Origin of the sequence: Leifsonia psychrotolerans, assembly GCF_013410665.1 — a bacterium.
Lineage (GTDB): Bacteria > Actinomycetota > Actinomycetes > Actinomycetales > Microbacteriaceae > Cryobacterium > Cryobacterium psychrotolerans_A.
Genome location: NZ_JACCFM010000001.1, coordinates 3160082 through 3175557 on the forward strand (window position 1 = coordinate 3160082; position 15476 = coordinate 3175557).

Here is a 15476-nt window from a genome sequence, read left to right on the forward strand (position 1 = left end):
TCGGAGAGTTCACGCGGCTTGGCGCGTACGGAGCGGGCCAAGCTAGGAGGCCGTTCCTGTGAGCTCTGAGGCGATGGTGTTCACTTTCGCCCCTAACTGGTCTCAAGTTCGTGAGAGGAGTCTCAAGTAGCTTGAGAACTGACAGTGGAGCGGATGACGGGAATCGAACCCGCGCTATCAGCTTGGGAAGCTGAAGTTCTACCATTGAACTACATCCGCGCGACCGGGCCACGATGGCGGCATCCGGAACCGTGCCAGCATATCAAGTCCGCGCCGATAAGCTGGCACCGTGCTTCTCTCGGACCGTGACATCAAGGCAGAACTCCAGGCGAATCGAATCGGCCTGGAGCCGTATCAATCAGAAATGATCCAGCCGTCGAGCATCGACGTGCGCCTCGACCGTTTCTTTCGGCTGTTCGACAACCACAAGTACCCCTTCATTGATCCGTCCGCGGACCAGCCCGAGCTGACCCGCCTGATCGAGGCCGAGCCCGACGAGCCGTTCATTCTGCACCCCGGCGAGTTCGTGCTCGGCTCCACCTACGAGCAGGTCACCCTGCCCGACGACATCGCGGCCCGCCTCGAAGGCAAGAGCTCACTCGGCCGCCTCGGCCTGCTAACCCACTCGACCGCCGGGTTCATCGACCCCGGCTTCTCTGGTCACGTCACGCTCGAGCTGAGCAACGTCGCCACTCTGCCGATCAAGCTGTGGCCCGGCATGAAGATCGGCCAGATGTGCTTCTTCCGTCTGTCGTCGCCAGCCGAGAAGCCCTACGGGTCGCAGGAATACAGCTCCCGCTACCAGGGCCAGCGCGGCCCGACGGCCTCGCGCTCGCACCTGAACTTTCACCGCACCGACGTGTCGGATGCCGCCCGCACGGCCGAGGAGTCCGGCGAGTAGGTCGTCGAAACCCTGTCGACGCCTGCCGCGGCAGCGTGGCTGAGGTCGGGTCGAGCTCGGGCCTAGTGCCCGGAATCCGGCAGCAGCACGAAATAGAGGCAGAGCACGCCGGTATCGTCGGTGATCGCCCGGCCGTCTGCGTTTCGCCAATGAGCACGGTGCTGCTCGCGCCAGTCAGCGAGGTCGGTCACACCCTCGCCCTCTGCCTGCGCGAACTCCCAGGTGACCGCACCGAACGTCGTCGGTTCGACGCGAGTGATCTCGATGAGTCCGAGCCGATTGAGATCATCATCGACAAGCGCGAGACGTTCGCCGATCGTTTCCCACGGTTCGGATTCCTCAACGTATTCGGCGAGCAGGCCCGCCGTCGCGCGCTTGCTGCCGTGCAGCACGAACTCGTTGAGTTGGGCGCGCAGCGCGCCTGGCGTGCCGAGTTCCATGGTTCGAAAGCCGTCGACGGTGGGGAAACTCATGGCGTCAGCCTACGACGCGGGGGGCCCCTCGTGAAGGGCCGCAAATCGATGTTTCCGGGGCGAAGCACGCTCGACATGCGCCCGTAACGGGCCCGCGGTAAAATCGGGCCATGACTACAGCTGCGGAGTCCCCTTTTGCCGAAGCGCTGATCGCTGCGGGCCCGACCAGCGAGTATCCGGGGCGCATGGCGAGATTCGGTCAGTTCGTCGGCAGCTGGGATGTGACCGGCACGATTCTCGACGAAGAAAGCGGCGTATGGTCGGAGCGACACTTCACCTGGATCGTCGCGTTCGTTCTCGACGGGCGCGCCGTGCAAGACGTCGAGGTGGTCGCCAGCGACACGCATCCGTCGGGGTTCGAGACGGTCGCCACCGCGCTCCGCGTCTACGACCAACTCGCCGGCGCCTGGCGCGTGAGCTTCTTCGCCCCGACGACCGGCGAGTACTGCCACCTGGTCGCCACCCCGTACCGTCGCGGCATGCGCCAGGACGGCACCCGCACCGATGGCAAGGCCATCCGCTGGAACTTCACCGAGATCAGCGCCGAGCGATACGCCTGGGAGGGCTGGGTCTCGAGCGACGACGGTTCGACCTGGCTGCTGTGCGAGCGCAACGAGGGTGTGCGCATCTCGTAGTTCTGGCGGTGACGTCGCGCAGATGACCCTTCCCGGCACTGCGGAAGGGTCATTCGTGCGACGTCACGGGGCCGACTGTCTCACACGCGCGCGGTCGACTCCCTGATCCGCAGGATGTTCGTGATCGACGGTCGCACGTGCTCGGCTGTGGGGGTGTCGCTGAGCAGCTGGAGCAGTTGGGTGACGGCCGCCTTGGCCGTGGATTCCGGCGTCAGGTCGATGGAGGTGATGGGCGGCGTGGCATTCCGGGTCTGCTCCGAATCTGCGCCCGCCACGATCATCACGTCAATTGGAACCCGGTGCCCCTGCTCAACCAGGCGTTTCTGCAACCCGGCCGCGTGGCGGCCCGTCAGACAGTAGATGGCGTCGGGAACCCCGGTCGGGGAGGCGAGCATCAGCTCGGCCACGGCCCGGCCACCGTCCTCCCCGGAGCGTTCGTCTTCGAGGTACACCGCTGCGGGTTGACCGCACTCCGCGGCCCAGTGCCGGTAGGCGGATTCGCTGTCGGCGTTCCAGGAGTTGGCGTCGGTGCCGCGCACGAGGGCGATGCTTCGCGCCCCGTGCGCGCTGAGATGCTCGATCACCGTGCGGGTGTCCTGCGATGTGTCCTCGCCGAGCCAGTCGGTGAATTCCGGCCGATCGATGTCGCGCCCGACGGCCACCAGGGGAATGCCGTGTCGGTTGAGAAGATCGATGACCGGGTCGTTGGCAATGGGATCCGAGATGATGAAGCCGTCCACGGCCAGGGCGATGGCCGGCACACTGTGGGTCGTCGGATCACGCACCAGCATGAGGCCGAAGCCCCGGTCGAGAGCTTCGACGGCCGCCGCCCCCGCAAAGCGCATGAAGTAGTCGACGCCGATCGGCTGATACGAATCCAGTGAGTCGAGCGGGCGGATGACCAGGCCGAGCACCCCGAGTCGGCTGCTGCGGAGCCCGCGCGCGATGGCATCCGCGCTGTAGCCGAGCTTGGTGGCCACCTCATGAACACGGGCACGGGTCTCTTCGGCAACGACACCCTTGCCGTTCAGCGAGTGGGACACGGTGGTGATGGACACACCGGCCTGACGCGCGACGTCGTGGATCGTTACTTTGCGCCGTCCGCTCGCTGTGCTCATCTGAGCACACTATCGCTGAGATAACGTTTAACAAATCGTTTTGCTAAAAACTCTCCCAAAACGTTTTGGTCGGCTATCGTCGCTACCACGCTCGAACGTGTCCGAGTTCAACAAGATCGTGAGGGGCAATTCAATGAAGAAGAAGTTAGTAGCAGTGACCGGGGCTCTGGCCCTGGCACTTACCGGTTGTGCCGCAGGCGGAAACGCCACCACCGCGCCGACCCTCAGCACCGACGACCTGCTCGTCACCACCCCCGCCGCAACGGGTGAGCTTGACCGTGCCACCTGGAACCTTCCGTTCGGTGAGCCGGCGTCGCTCGACCCGATCAAGGCGTTCAACTACCCGGAGAACACCGTCGTCGCCAACCTGTGCGAAGGATTGATGCAGCTCCAACCCGACTACAGCATCAAGCCGAACCTGGCCGAGAGCGTCGAGAGCCCGGATGCATCGACCTACGTCTACACCGTGCGCGAGGGCGTGAAGTTCTGGGATGGTCAGCCGATGACCGCCGACGACGTGGCGTACAGCCTCGGCCGCCAGCTGGATGCCAATGAGGGCAGCTACTGGGCCGGTGGCGTGGTTGACAACATCGCGTCGATCGAAAAGACCGGTGACTGGGAAGTCACCGTCAAGCTCAAGCAGCCCGACTCCACCTTCAACTCCTACATGGTCACCCCGATCGGAACCATCGTTGAGAAGGCGCACCGCGAGGCGACCGGGGCCGACTATGGCAACCCCACCGGCCAGGTCATGTGCACCGGGCCCTACTCAGTTGGGGCGTGGAACCAGGGGCAGTCGATCTCGCTCATGCGCAACGACAACTACTGGAACGCCGAGAAGAAGGCGAAGACCGCGCAGGTCGACATCAACTTCATCGTGGACTCTGCGGCCATCGCGAGTGCATTGACCACCGGCGCGATCGACGGATCGTATGACGTTCCGCTCGGCGCGCTGAGCAGCCTGCAGGACTCCACCCAGGGTTCGCTCTACCTGGGCCGTTCCCTGCAGCTCGTTGCCATCATCGGCACCGGACAGGGCGCTTTCGCCGACCCGGCCGTGCGCAACGCCCTCATGATGGCCACCGACCGGGAAGCCATCGCGGCCACGGTCTTCGAGGGAACCGCACAGGCCTCCCGATCGCTGATCCCGAACGAGGGTTGGGCCTACGGCAACAGCGTGTTCGAAAAGGGCCGCGAGAAGCTCGCCCCGACCACGCTCGACATCGAAGGGGCCAAGGCCGAGCTGAAGAAGGCGAAGGTCGACATCAGCCAGACGATCAAGATCGTCTACCCGTCGGAGCGCACCTACTACGCCGACATCATTTCCGAGATCTCCAACGGCGCGAAGGCCATCGGCCTGACCGTCGAACCCGAGGGAATCCCGAGCGCACAGTTCGGGGCATTCTTCTCGGATGCCGAGGCACGCGCCGGTCACGATGCCTTCGTGACCAATAACTACATGGATGTTCCGGACCCGCTGGCCTTCCTGCGCACCATCGTCGGAACGGGCGGATCGCAGAACTACAACGAGTTCAGCCAGCCCGACATCGATGCGCTGCTCGACAAGGCAGCAGCGGCCAGCGATGAGAACGATCGTGCCGCGCTCGTGAACGAGATTCAGGACAAGGCCATGGCCGACCTCCCGTGGATTCCGATCGTCGACCCGTCGGTGCGCCTGTTCCTCGGCAACCGTGTGACCGGTGTACCGGCATCCTTCGTCTACCTCTACTACCCGTGGGCGGCCGACCTCGGAGCCTCCGGCAAGTAGCGAAGACACCCTCGAACGGATCGTCGACCTCGTCGTCGGCGATCCGTTCCCGTTCCACCCCGCAGAGGAGTTGTGATCCCCGTAATGTTCGTCGTGCGCAGACTACTTGCGTTGATCGGTGTGCTCGTCGTTTCGAGCTTTCTGGTCTTCGCCGCCATGTATGCCGCCCCCGGTAGTCCCGAGAAGTTCTTGGTGCAGGGGCGCACCGTGAGCCCCGAGGTGCTGGCCGCCATTCGCAAGCAGTACTCGCTGGACGACCCGTTCCTCGTGCGCTACTGGAATTGGCTCACCAACGTTCTGCAGGGTGACTTCGGCCAATCGCTGGCGAACCGTCAAGACGTGGGCGACCTGCTCGCCAACCGGCTTCCGACCACGCTGGCCCTGGTTGCGATGGCAGCGATCATCATCGTCGTGCTGGGGATCGGCCTCGGAATCCTCGCCGGCACCCGCGACGGAGTCGTCGACAAAGTGGTGTTGCTCGCCTCGAACCTCGGCTTCGCCATTCCGACCTTCTTCGCCGCGCTCATCCTGATGAGCGTCTTCAGCGTGGGGCTCGGCTGGTTTCCCGTCTTCGGATCGGGCACAGGATTCTTCGATCGGATGTGGCACCTCACGCTGCCGGCCCTGGCTTTGGCCCTGCCGTCGGCTGCGGTCGTGGCCCGCATCACGCGCACCGCGATTCGTGAGGAAAGCGACTCGGAGCATTCGATCATGGCGATCGCTCGGGGTGTGCCTCGGTCGCTCGTGCTGCGGCGCCACATCATCCGCAATTCAATGCTTCCGGTGAGCACCATCGTCGGCGTGCACATCGCCGGTTTGATCGCCGGCTCCTTCGTCGTCGAATACGCCTTCACCCTGGACGGCATCGGCACCCTCCTGGTCGGCGCGGTGCAGAAGAAGGACTTCGCCGTTGTGCAAGCCGTCGCCATCATCCTGGTGGCCGCATTCGGAATCATCAATCTTCTGGTGGATCTGCTGTACGCATCCATCGACCCGCGCGTGAGAGCAGGGCGAGAGTAATGAACAAGTTCTATGAACGGATGGGGCCCATCGGCACCATCGCCGTCGTGATCGTTGCGATTGTGGTCCTGGGGGCCGTCTTCGCGCCCGTGATCGCTCCGTACGACCCGACCATCGGATCGGTCACCCAGCGTTATCAAGGGTTCAGCACCACACACCTGTTCGGCACCGATCAGGCCGGCCGGGACATCTTCTCGCGGCTGCTCTGGGGGGCCCGATCGAGTCTGATCGGTCCGTTGATCGTCGTCGTCATCACTGCGGTGTTCGGCACGACGCTGGCCCTGCTCAGCGTGTGGTGGGGCGGATACGTCGATTCCTTCATCAGCCGCGTGCTGGATCTGCTGTTCGCCTTCCCCAACCTGCTGCTGGCCATGCTGGCGATCGCGGTGTTCGGTCCGAGCCTGACGACCGCCGCCCTCGCCCTCGCCGTTGCGTACATTCCATACACGGCACGGGTCATCCGCAGCACGGCCATGCGCGAACGCAATCTTCCCTACATTCGTTCGCCCCAGCTCCAAGGAATCTCCGGCGTCACGATCACGGCCCGGCATCTTCTGCCCAACGTCGCCCCCCTGGTCGTGACCGGTGCCACGATCAACTTCGGCTTCGCGATGATCGAACTGGCGGCCCTCTCCTTCCTCGGCCTCGGCGTGCAGCCTCCGGCCGCCGATTGGGGTCTGATGGTGTCGAGCGGACAACAGTCGCTGCTGCAGGGCTACCCGGCCGAGAGCATGCTGTCGGGTCTGTGCATCGTGCTCACCGTGGCATCTCTGGGGTACATCGGTGAACGCCTGGGTGGGCGCGCCGCGGCAGGAAGGAAAGCCTGATGCTGACGATTCGTGACCTGACGGTTTCCATCACCGGACGACGGACCGCAGTCGAGATCTTGCACGGCGTCTCGTTCGACGTCGAGAAGGGCGAAGCGGTCGGCCTCGTCGGCGAATCCGGCAGTGGAAAGTCAATGACGCTGCGTTCGATTCTGCGCACCGAGCCGTCGAACTCCCGCACAACCGGCCAGATCTTGCTGGACGGAATCGATGTGCATGCGCTGCGCGCCGAACCCCTGCGTCGGATGCGAGCCAACGACGTCTCGATGATCGCTCAGAACCCGCACGCCGTGCTGAACCCGGTGCTGCCGATCGAACGGTACCTGATCGAGGGAATGCATGACGCGCAGGGCCTTCCCGTGCGCGACGCACGTCGGCGGGCCGGCGAGTTGCTGGAACAGGTCGGGATCGACGCCGTCGACCGGGTGCTCCGCTCCTACCCACACCAGCTCTCCGGCGGCATGCTTCAGCGCGTCGTCATCGCCGGTGCGATTGCGGGAAAGCCCAAGCTCATGCTCGCCGATGAGCCGACCACCGCGCTTGACGTGACCACGCAGGCCGAGGTGATGGCGATCCTCGACGACTGTCGGCGCGACCTGGGAATGACGATGCTTTTCGTCACCCACGACCTCGACCTGGCTGCCGCGGTCTGCGATCGGATCAACGTGATGAAGGACGGCGTCATCGTGGAGACCGGGGTGCCGGCGCAGCTGCGGGATGATCCGCAGCATCCGTACACGAAATTGTTGATGGACTCACGCCCGGCGGGGCTGAGCTGGCCGGCCGGCGGAGGAGAACGAGCATGACAGAGCCCATGATTGTCGTCGACAACCTCTCGAAGACCTTCCACGCCGGGCGGCCCAAGCAAACCGTGACCGCCCTCGATGCCGTCTCGCTCACCGTCGCGCCGGGCTCGTGCCTGGCCGTCGTCGGCGAGTCCGGCTCGGGCAAGACAACGCTGGCGCGCATCATCGTCGGGTTGGAGACGGCGGATGCCGGTGTCGTCACGGTGGGCGGGCGCGTTGTCGCCCCACGCGCGAATCGGGCCGAGTTGAAGCGGCGGGCGCGCAGCATCCAGATGGTGTTCCAAGACCCGCAGAGTTCGCTGAACCGCCGGCTTCCGGTGCGCACCGCGATTGACGAGGTGTTGCAGGCCCACACCCGCCTTGGCCGACGTGAGCGGGATGCCCGGTGTGCCGAGCTATTCGAGACTGTCGGACTTCTTCCCCAGCACCGTTCGGCACTTCCAAGCGAGCTGTCCGGCGGGCAACGGCAGCGTGTGGCCATCGCGCGGGCGCTCGCCGCCGACCCGGCAGTGATCGTTCTTGACGAATCGGTCGCAGCCCTCGACGTCACCGTTCAGGCGCAGATTCTGCGTTTGCTCGACGACCTCCGTGAGACGAAGGGGCTCACCTACCTCTTCATCACACACGACCTGTCGGTTGTGCAGATGGTCGCCGATCAGGTGGTGGTGATGCGGCGCGGGGCCATTGTCGAGCGGGGGCCGGTGGAGCAGGTTCTGGGCAATCCGCAGCATCCGTATACCCGGCTGCTGCTGGAATGCGCACCGCGTCCCGGCTGGAAGCCACAACGCGGCGTGATTCGCGCGCTGCGAGAGGAGATCGTTTCATGACCCCGTCTGCACCCCGGATTGTCGACGTCAACGCCGTCGACCCCTATGAACGCGGCCGCCAGCGCGGCGCGGCGCTTCGCGAATCCCTCGCCGCGGGTATCGAGATCTACCTCACCCTCTTCGCTACCGCCGGTATCACCCGGGCCCAGGTGCGGGAGTGGGCCGAACTGTCGATCGACGCGGCCGAGGCGTGGAGCCCCGAGCTGGTGGCGGAGATTCGCGGCACCGCAGACGGAGCCGAGCAGGAAGTCTGGCTCATCGCCGCGCTGAACGCGCGCACCGAGATCCTCTCGCAGGGATCGGGGGCCAAGCCCGGTGAGTGCTCGACGATCGTCAATGCGACCGCCGCACCGGTCGGCGCCCAGACCTGGGACTGGCACGAGGAGCTCTCCGGGCACTGGCATCTGCAGCAGGTCGCGGGAAATGCACACGCATTCGTGGGGCTCACCGAGCACGGCATCCTGAGCAAGATCGGCATGAATGACGCCGGCATCGGCATCATGCTCAACATTCTCGGTCACCAGGACGACCGGGTCGGCGGGGTGCCCGTGCACCTGGTGAGCGCGCGCGTTTTGGCGGAGGCCGGCACGATTGAGGAGGCCGTGGAGATTTTGACCAGCGCGCCGGTGAGCACATCCAGTGCGATCACCGTGCTCAGCCCGACCGCAGCGGTCATCGTTGAACTCAGCCCGCGCGGGGCCGTCGTGCTGGAGCCGGTCGACGGAGTGCTTCTGCACACCAACCACTTCCTCGACGCGGGGCTCGGCCAGGGGGAGAAGCCCGGACTCTATGACCCCGACTCGCAGCTGCGCCACGGCGTACTCGTCGAGCGGGTCGCGCGGGAGCCGCTGCCGAGTGTGGCCGCGCAGATCGTGCCGTACCTTCTATCGGCGCCGGGCGATCTTGCCCAACTCTGCTGTGTGCCCGAAGCCGGTGCCGTGCTCGGCGACCGCTGGGCGACTCTCGCAACGGTTACGCTCGACCCGGCGGCCCGGGTGATGACGGTCAACGCGGGTTCCCCGCGCGACACCGCCGACGCAACAACGGTGCGCCTGACCCCGTAGGCGGGCCTTCGTTGGTCGGGCGCCCTCCGTTGGTCGGGCGCCCTCCGTTGGTCGGGCGCCCACCGTTGGTCGGGCGCCCTCCGTTGATCGAGCACCCTCCGTTGATCGAGCCTGTCGAGATCTCGTGACCATGTCTCGGGGTCGTCTCGCGGGGTCTGGACAAGCTCGACCGGCGGAAGTGGACCGTCTCGCGGGGTCTCGACACGCTCGACCGGCGGAAGTGGGTCGTCTCGCGGGGTCTCGACGCGCTCGACCGGCGGAAGTGGGTCGTCTCGCGGGGTCTCGACGCGCTCGACCGGCGGAAGTGGGTCGTCTCGCGGGGTCTCGACAAGCTCGACCGGCGGAAGTGGGTCGTCTCGCGGGGTCTCGACGCGCTCGACCGGCGGAAGTGGGCCGTCTCGCGGGGTCTCGACACGCTCGAACGGCGGGGTTGTCAGCCCACCGTTGATCGAGCGCCCTCCGTTGATCGAGCCTGTCGAGATCTCGTGACCATGTCTCGGGGCCGTCTCGCGGGGTCTCGACACGCTCGACCGGCGGAAGTGGGTCGTCTCGCGGGGTCTCGACACGCTCGACCGGCGGAAGTGGGCCGTCTCGCGGGGTCTCGACAAGCTCGACCGGCGGAAGCGGGTCGTCTCGCGGGGTCTCGACAAGCTCGACCAGCGGAAGTGGACCGTCTCGCGGGGTCTCGACACGCTCGAACGGCGGGGTTGTCAGCCCACCGTTGATCGAGCGCCCTCCGTTGATCGAGCCTGTCGAGATCTCGTGACCATGTCTCGGGGCCGTCTCGCGGGGTCTCGACACGCTCGACCGGCGGAAGTGGGTCGTCTCGCGGGGTCTCGACACGCTCGACCGGCGGAAGCGGGTCGTCTCGCGGGGTCTCGACACGCTCGACCAGCGGAAGTGGACCGTCTCGCGGGGTCTCGACGCGCTCGACCGGCGGAGACCGCTACTCCGGGCGCAGACGCAGGTTCTGCATGCCGCCGTCGACCGCGATCGACGCGCCCGTGGTCGAGCCCGAGCGGGGGCTGGCGAGGTAGGCCACGGCATCCGCGACCTCGCTGGCGGCAACCAGGCGGCCGTGCGGCTGACGCGCGTTCAGCGCGGCACGCTCGGCGATGGGGTCGTCGGCCTTGGCGAGCAGCCCGGTCACCCACGGGGTGTCGGCGGTGCCCGGGTTCACGCAATTCACCCGGATGCCCTCGCGCAGGTGATCGGCGGCCATCGCGCGGGTGAGCGACAAGACGGCGCCCTTCGACGCGGTGTACAGCGCACGCTGGGGCAGGCCGGCGGTCGCGGCGATGGACGACGTGTTCACCACGGCAGCCGACGGGGATTCGCGCAGGTAGGGCAGCGCGGCGCGGGTCACGCGGGCGATGCCGGTGACGTTGATGTTGAACACGCGCGCCCACTCGTCGTCGTCGTTGTCGGCAATCGACCCGATGGCACCGATACCGGCGTTGTTGATCACGATGTCGATGCGACCGAACTTCTCGACCACGGCGGCAATAGCCGCCTCGACCGACGCGGTGTCCGCCACGTTGGCCTGCACGGCGAAGTGTGCGGCATCCGCGCCCTCGGGCCGCAGATCGAGAACGGCTACTGTCGCGCCGCCCTCATGCAGCCGGGCGGCGATGGCCGCGCCGATTCCAGAGGCTCCACCGGTGACGACGGCGACGAGGTTGTCGAATTCCTGGCTCATTTGCTGCTCTTCTCGTGTGCGATGAAGTTCTGGCGCTGTCGACCGAGGCCCTCGATCTCGATTTCGCAGACGTCGCCGGCTGCGAGGTACGGGAAGCGACCCGACAGCGCGACGCCCTCGGGGGTTCCGGTGAGCACGAGGTCGCCGGGCTCAAGCGCGAGGTAATGGCTGAGGTGCCAGATGACGTGCTTAACGTTGAAAATCTGGTCTGCGGTGTTTGAATCCTGACGGATCTCGCCGTTGACCCAACTCTTCAACTGCAGGTTCTGGTGGTCGACCTCATCGGGCGTGACGAGCCACGGGCCGGTCGGGTTGAAACCGGGGGCGCACTTGCCCTTCGACCACTGGCCGCCCGAGACGGCCATCTGGAAGTCGCGCTCCGAGATGTCGTTTGCGGTGACGAAGCCGGCGATGTGGTCCATGCTCTCGTCCGGCGAGTCCAGGTACGAGGCCCGCTTTCCGATCACGATTCCGAGCTCGACCTCCCAGTCGGTCTTCTCGCTGCCCCGGGGAATCTCGACGGTGTCGTTCGGGCCGACCACGGTGTTCGGGGTCTTCAAGAAGATGATCGGGATCTCGGGCGGCAGCGATCCCGACTCGGCGGCGTGTGCCGCGTAATTCATGCCGATGCAGATCACGGCACTCGGGCGGGCGATCGGGGCGCCGATGCGCAGGGCATCCGCGTTCTCGAGTACCGGCAGCGAACCGGCTTCGAGGGCGGCCGCGACGGCGGCGGGGCCATTCGAAGAGAGAAAGCGGCCGTCGATGTCGGCGGTGATCGACGAAACGTCGTAGTGCGTGTCGTCAACCAGAACCGTGGGGGTCTCCTGGCCAATGGCTCCGAGGCGGGCGAACTTCATGCGTCAACTCTCTTCTGAGGGATTCTTCGTCAATTCGCGCAAGCGAAAAGGCGGAACATCTGAACAATCGTGGCGGGTTCGACCCCCGAATCCGAAGGAAGAGGCCGAGCCGTCACAATTGACATTCTATACATCGGATGTTTAGGCTCGGGGTGCCCAACCAAGGAGATTTCTGTGAGTACTGTCATTGCGCTGGAAACCAGCGACGTTCGTTTTCCCACATCCACGTCGCTTGACGGCTCGGATGCCATGAACCTCGACCCCGACTATTCGGTCGCCTACGTGCGTGTCGTCACCGACGATGCCGACGGCCACGAGGGTCACGGGTTCGTCTTCACGATTGGGCGTGGCAACGACGTGCAGGTCGCGGGGATTGAGGCCCTTGCCGCACACGTCGTCGGCCGCAACGTCGAAGACCTGCTCGAAAACATGGGCGCCACCTGGCGTGAGTTCGTCTGGGATTCTCAGCTGCGCTGGCTCGGCCCGGAAAAGGGCGTCATGCACATGGCCATCGGTGCCGTCGTCAACGCGCTCTGGGACTTGAAGGCCAAGCGTGCCAGCCTGCCACTCTGGCAGCTGCTCGGCAGGATGACGCCGGAGCAGATCGTCGAACTCGTCGACTTCCGCTATCTCACCGACGCGATGACCCCCGAAGACGCCCTCGACATCCTGCGTCAGGCCGCGCCCGGCAAGGCCGAGCGTGAGGCCGAACTGCTCGCCTCCGGCTACCCGGCCTACACCACCACGCCCGGCTGGCTCGGCTACAGCGACGAGAAGCTCGTGCGCCTGGCCAAGGAAGCCGTGGCCGACGGCTTCGACATGATCAAGCTCAAGGTGGGCGGCAACCTCGAGGACGACATCCGTCGCATGCGTTTGGCCCGTGAGGCGGTCGGACCTGACATTCGCATCGGCACCGACGCCAACCAGCGCTGGGGCGTCGCAGAGGCGATCGAGTGGATGAGCCACCTGGCCGAGTTTGATGTGGCCTGGATCGAAGAGCCCACGAGCCCCGACGACATTCTGGCCCACGCGGCGATCGCCCGCGGCGTGCACCCGATTCCGGTGGCGACCGGCGAGCACATGGCCAACCGCATCATGTTCAAGCAGTTCCTGCAGGCCGACGCGCTGCAGGTGCTGCAGATCGACGCAACCCGCGTGGGCGGCGTCAATGAGAACATCGCCATCATGCTGATGGCCGCCAAGTTCGGGGTGCCGGTCTGCCCGCACGCCGGCGGTGTGGGGCTCTGCGAGGCCGTGCAGCACCTTTCAATGTTCGACTTCGTGGCGATCTCCGGCACGACCGAGGGCCGCGTCATCGAGTTTGTCGACCACCTGCACGAGCACTTCGTCACCCCGGTCGTCATGCGTAACGGTGCCTACCAGGCACCCACGGCACCCGGCGCCGGCACAGAAATGTACGCCGCGAGTCGCGCAGAGTTTGCCTACCAAGCACAGGCCCGCACCGTCGATGCCTGATCTGGCATTCGGGCGCATCGGCCTGGGCGCCGCCAACGTCGGAAATCTCTACACTGCAATGACGGATGCGGCGGCGCACGACCTGCTGCAGGCCGCGTGGGACGCCGGCGTGCGCTATTTCGACACCGCTCCGCACTATGGCCTCGGGCTCTCCGAGCGACGGCTGGGCGCGTTCCTGGCGACCAAACCGCGCGATGAGTTCCTGGTCTCAACCAAGGTCGGCCGCCTGTTGCGGCCGAACCCGGCCGGCGTCGGCACGCTCGACGACGAGAACAGCTTCGTCGTGCCCGCGGACCAGAAGCGGGTGTGGGACGCGTCGGCTGACGGCATCCGGGCCAGCCTGGACGAATCGCTCGAACGCCTGGGACTCGACCGGGTGGACATCGTGTTCTTGCACGATCCCGAGCGGTACGACCTGGCCGGCGGTCTCGCGACAGGGCTGCCCGCGATGGTCGATCTGCGCGAACAAGGCCTTGTCTCGGCCATCGGCGTGGGTTCGATGAGCACCGACGGGCTCCTGGCCGCGGCCAACAGCGGCGCGATCGACCTGCTCATGGTGGCGGGTCGCTTCACGCTGGCCGAACAGCCGGCCCTTCTCGACGTGATCCCGGCCTGCCGCACGAACGGCGTCGGCATCGTCAACGCGTCGATCTTCAACTCGGGCCTGCTCGCCACCGAGAATCCGGGCGCGAATGCCCGGTACGAGTACGGCGCGGTTCCCGCCGCGGTGCTCGCGAAAGTTCAGGCGATCGCTGCCGTGTGCCGTGAGTTCGGGGTGACGTTGCCCGAGGCGGCGCTGCAGTACACGCTGCGCGAAGACAGCGTGAGCACCGTGATCGTCGGGGCGAATCGGCCGGCGCAGATCGAGCAGAATGTTGAACGGATGGCGACGACGATTCCCGAGGAGCTCTGGGACCGCCTCACCGAGAAGGGACTGATTCCGGCATGATCGATTCCCACCTGCACCTCTGGAAACCAGCGGAGCGTGCCTATAGCTGGATTCCCGCTGGCACTGTGCTGGACGACGAGTTCGGTCCGGAGCGGGCTCGGCCCGAGTTGCAGGCGGCCGGAGTCGACGGGGCCGTGTTGGTGCAGGCCGCCGACAGCTATGAAGACACCTTCTACATGCTGAGCGTCGCGGCGAAGCACCCCGAGATCGCCGGGGTCGTCGGCTGGGTTCCGCTCGACCGCCCGGCCGAGGCCGAGGCGGCGCTTGAACTGTTTCGGCACTCCCCGGTGTTCGCGGGCGTGCGCAACCTCACCCACGACTACGCCGACGAGCTGTGGATCATGCAGCCGGCGGTCACCGAGACGCTCGAGCTGCTCGTGCGCCACAGGCTCACCCTCGACGTGGTGTGCACCACGCCCCAGCATCTTGACAACGTTGCGGCGCTCGCCATGCGGCATCCGCAGCTCACGATCGTGCTCGACCACCTGGCCAACCCGGGCATTGCCGATGAGGCATGGGAGCCGTGGGCCGACCAGATGGCGGCCGTGGCGGCGCATCCGAATGTCATCGTGAAGTATTCGGGCGTCACGACGTCGTTGGCGGGGCGCGTCTGGACGGCGGCCTCCTGGCAGCGTTACCTCGACCACGTGCTGGCCGCCTTCGGTGCCGACCGCATCATGATGGGCAGCGACTGGCCGGTTTCGCTGCTGGGGGGCGACTATCAGCAGGTCTGGGCGGCGCAGCTCGACGGCCTGGCCGGGCTGACGGATGCCGAACGGCGCGCGATCACGCACGACACGGCGGCTCGCACCTACGCGCTCACGCTCGGCTAGGCGCCCCCGGGGAGCACCCGGTTGGCCGGCCCTGTCGGGACCCTCGTGCATCCCCCCGCTGGCCGGCCCTGTCGGGACCCTCGTGCATCCCCCGTTGGTCGAGCGTGTCGAGACCCTCGTGCATCCCCCGTTGGTCGAGCGTGTCGAGACCCTCGTTCCCCCGTTGGTCGAGCTTGTCGAGACCCTCGTTCCCCCGTTGGTCGAGCGTGTCGAGACCCTC

At 66.1% G+C, this 15476-nt stretch carries 15 protein-coding genes and 1 tRNA gene; 11 read left to right on the plus strand and 5 right to left on the minus strand.

Annotation, left to right across the window (positions count from 1 at the left end; translation table 11 throughout):
- Positions 1-145 precede the first annotated feature (145 nt).
- Positions 146-219 (minus strand) — tRNA-Gly (locus HNR05_RS14425).
- Positions 220-289: 70 nt separating this feature from the next.
- Between HNR05_RS14425 and dcd the strand changes: the two genes are divergently transcribed.
- Complete coding sequence (dcd, locus tag HNR05_RS14430; protein WP_179579775.1) at positions 290-901, plus strand: dCTP deaminase; 612 nt, start codon at positions 290-292, stop codon at positions 899-901.
- A 62-nt stretch (positions 902-963) separates the two neighbouring features.
- On the opposite strand, the gene HNR05_RS14435 is transcribed toward dcd, so the two are convergent.
- On the minus strand, positions 964-1374 hold the full coding sequence (locus HNR05_RS14435; protein WP_179579776.1) for an ASCH domain-containing protein: 411 nt from the start codon (positions 1372-1374) through the stop codon (positions 964-966).
- Between the two features lie 110 nt (positions 1375-1484).
- Here HNR05_RS14435 and HNR05_RS14440 point away from each other — a divergent pair, with 110 nt between their 5' ends.
- Positions 1485-2009, plus strand: a complete 525-nt coding sequence (locus HNR05_RS14440; RefSeq protein ID WP_179579777.1) for a hypothetical protein — start codon at positions 1485-1487, stop codon at positions 2007-2009.
- A gap of 80 nt (positions 2010-2089) precedes the next feature.
- Here HNR05_RS14440 and HNR05_RS14445 read toward each other — a convergent pair whose 3' ends face one another.
- Positions 2090-3127: a LacI family DNA-binding transcriptional regulator gene (locus HNR05_RS14445; protein ID WP_179579778.1), complete on the minus strand. Its 1038-nt coding sequence runs from the start codon at positions 3125-3127 to the stop codon at positions 2090-2092.
- Positions 3128-3260: 133 nt separating this feature from the next.
- On the opposite strand from HNR05_RS14445, the gene HNR05_RS14450 reads away from it, so the two are divergent.
- From HNR05_RS14450 to HNR05_RS14475, 6 genes are all read left to right on the plus strand, one after another.
- Positions 3261-4895 (plus strand): ABC transporter substrate-binding protein, encoded by a 1635-nt coding sequence (locus HNR05_RS14450; protein ID WP_179579779.1) that lies wholly within the window; start codon positions 3261-3263, stop codon positions 4893-4895.
- Positions 4896-4967: 72 nt separating this feature from the next.
- Positions 4968-5915, plus strand: coding sequence for an ABC transporter permease (locus HNR05_RS14455; RefSeq protein WP_343062611.1), 948 nt, complete (start codon positions 4968-4970; stop codon positions 5913-5915).
- Positions 5915-6742, plus strand: coding sequence for an ABC transporter permease (locus HNR05_RS14460; RefSeq protein ID WP_179579780.1), 828 nt, complete (start codon positions 5915-5917; stop codon positions 6740-6742). The genes HNR05_RS14455 and HNR05_RS14460 overlap by 1 nt, the downstream gene beginning before the upstream one ends.
- Positions 6742-7548, plus strand: a complete 807-nt coding sequence (locus HNR05_RS14465) for an ABC transporter ATP-binding protein (protein ID WP_179579781.1) — start codon at positions 6742-6744, stop codon at positions 7546-7548. Before HNR05_RS14460 ends, HNR05_RS14465 begins: the two co-directional genes overlap by 1 nt.
- Positions 7545-8375 carry an ABC transporter ATP-binding protein gene (locus tag HNR05_RS14470; RefSeq protein WP_179579782.1) on the plus strand — a complete coding sequence of 277 codons (831 nt, stop codon included), beginning with the start codon at positions 7545-7547 and terminating at the stop codon, positions 8373-8375. The genes HNR05_RS14465 and HNR05_RS14470 overlap by 4 nt, the downstream gene beginning before the upstream one ends.
- Complete coding sequence (locus HNR05_RS14475; RefSeq protein WP_179579783.1) at positions 8372-9439, plus strand: C45 family autoproteolytic acyltransferase/hydrolase; 1068 nt, start codon at positions 8372-8374, stop codon at positions 9437-9439. Before HNR05_RS14470 ends, HNR05_RS14475 begins: the two co-directional genes overlap by 4 nt.
- A gap of 946 nt (positions 9440-10385) precedes the next feature.
- Here the strand turns inward: HNR05_RS14475 and HNR05_RS14480 are convergent.
- Both HNR05_RS14480 and HNR05_RS14485 read right to left on the minus strand, forming a co-directional pair.
- Positions 10386-11138, minus strand: coding sequence for an SDR family NAD(P)-dependent oxidoreductase (locus HNR05_RS14480; RefSeq protein ID WP_179579784.1), 753 nt, complete (start codon positions 11136-11138; stop codon positions 10386-10388).
- Positions 11135-11998: a fumarylacetoacetate hydrolase family protein gene (locus HNR05_RS14485; RefSeq protein WP_179579785.1), complete on the minus strand. Its 864-nt coding sequence runs from the start codon at positions 11996-11998 to the stop codon at positions 11135-11137. Before HNR05_RS14485 ends, HNR05_RS14480 begins: the two co-directional genes overlap by 4 nt.
- 174 nt (positions 11999-12172) lie before the next feature.
- Here HNR05_RS14485 and HNR05_RS14490 point away from each other — a divergent pair, with 174 nt between their 5' ends.
- The 3 genes from HNR05_RS14490 to HNR05_RS14500 are packed head-to-tail and all read left to right on the plus strand — an operon-like array spanning position 12173 to position 15256.
- Positions 12173-13474 (plus strand): enolase C-terminal domain-like protein, encoded by a 1302-nt coding sequence (locus tag HNR05_RS14490; RefSeq protein ID WP_179579786.1) that lies wholly within the window; start codon positions 12173-12175, stop codon positions 13472-13474.
- A complete protein-coding gene (locus HNR05_RS14495; protein ID WP_179579787.1) occupies positions 13467-14423 on the plus strand; it encodes an aldo/keto reductase in 957 nt (318 codons plus the stop codon). The genes HNR05_RS14490 and HNR05_RS14495 overlap by 8 nt, the downstream gene beginning before the upstream one ends.
- Positions 14420-15256, plus strand: a complete 837-nt coding sequence (locus HNR05_RS14500; protein WP_179579788.1) for an amidohydrolase family protein — start codon at positions 14420-14422, stop codon at positions 15254-15256. Before HNR05_RS14495 ends, HNR05_RS14500 begins: the two co-directional genes overlap by 4 nt.
- The last annotated feature ends 220 nt before the right edge of the window (positions 15257-15476 follow it).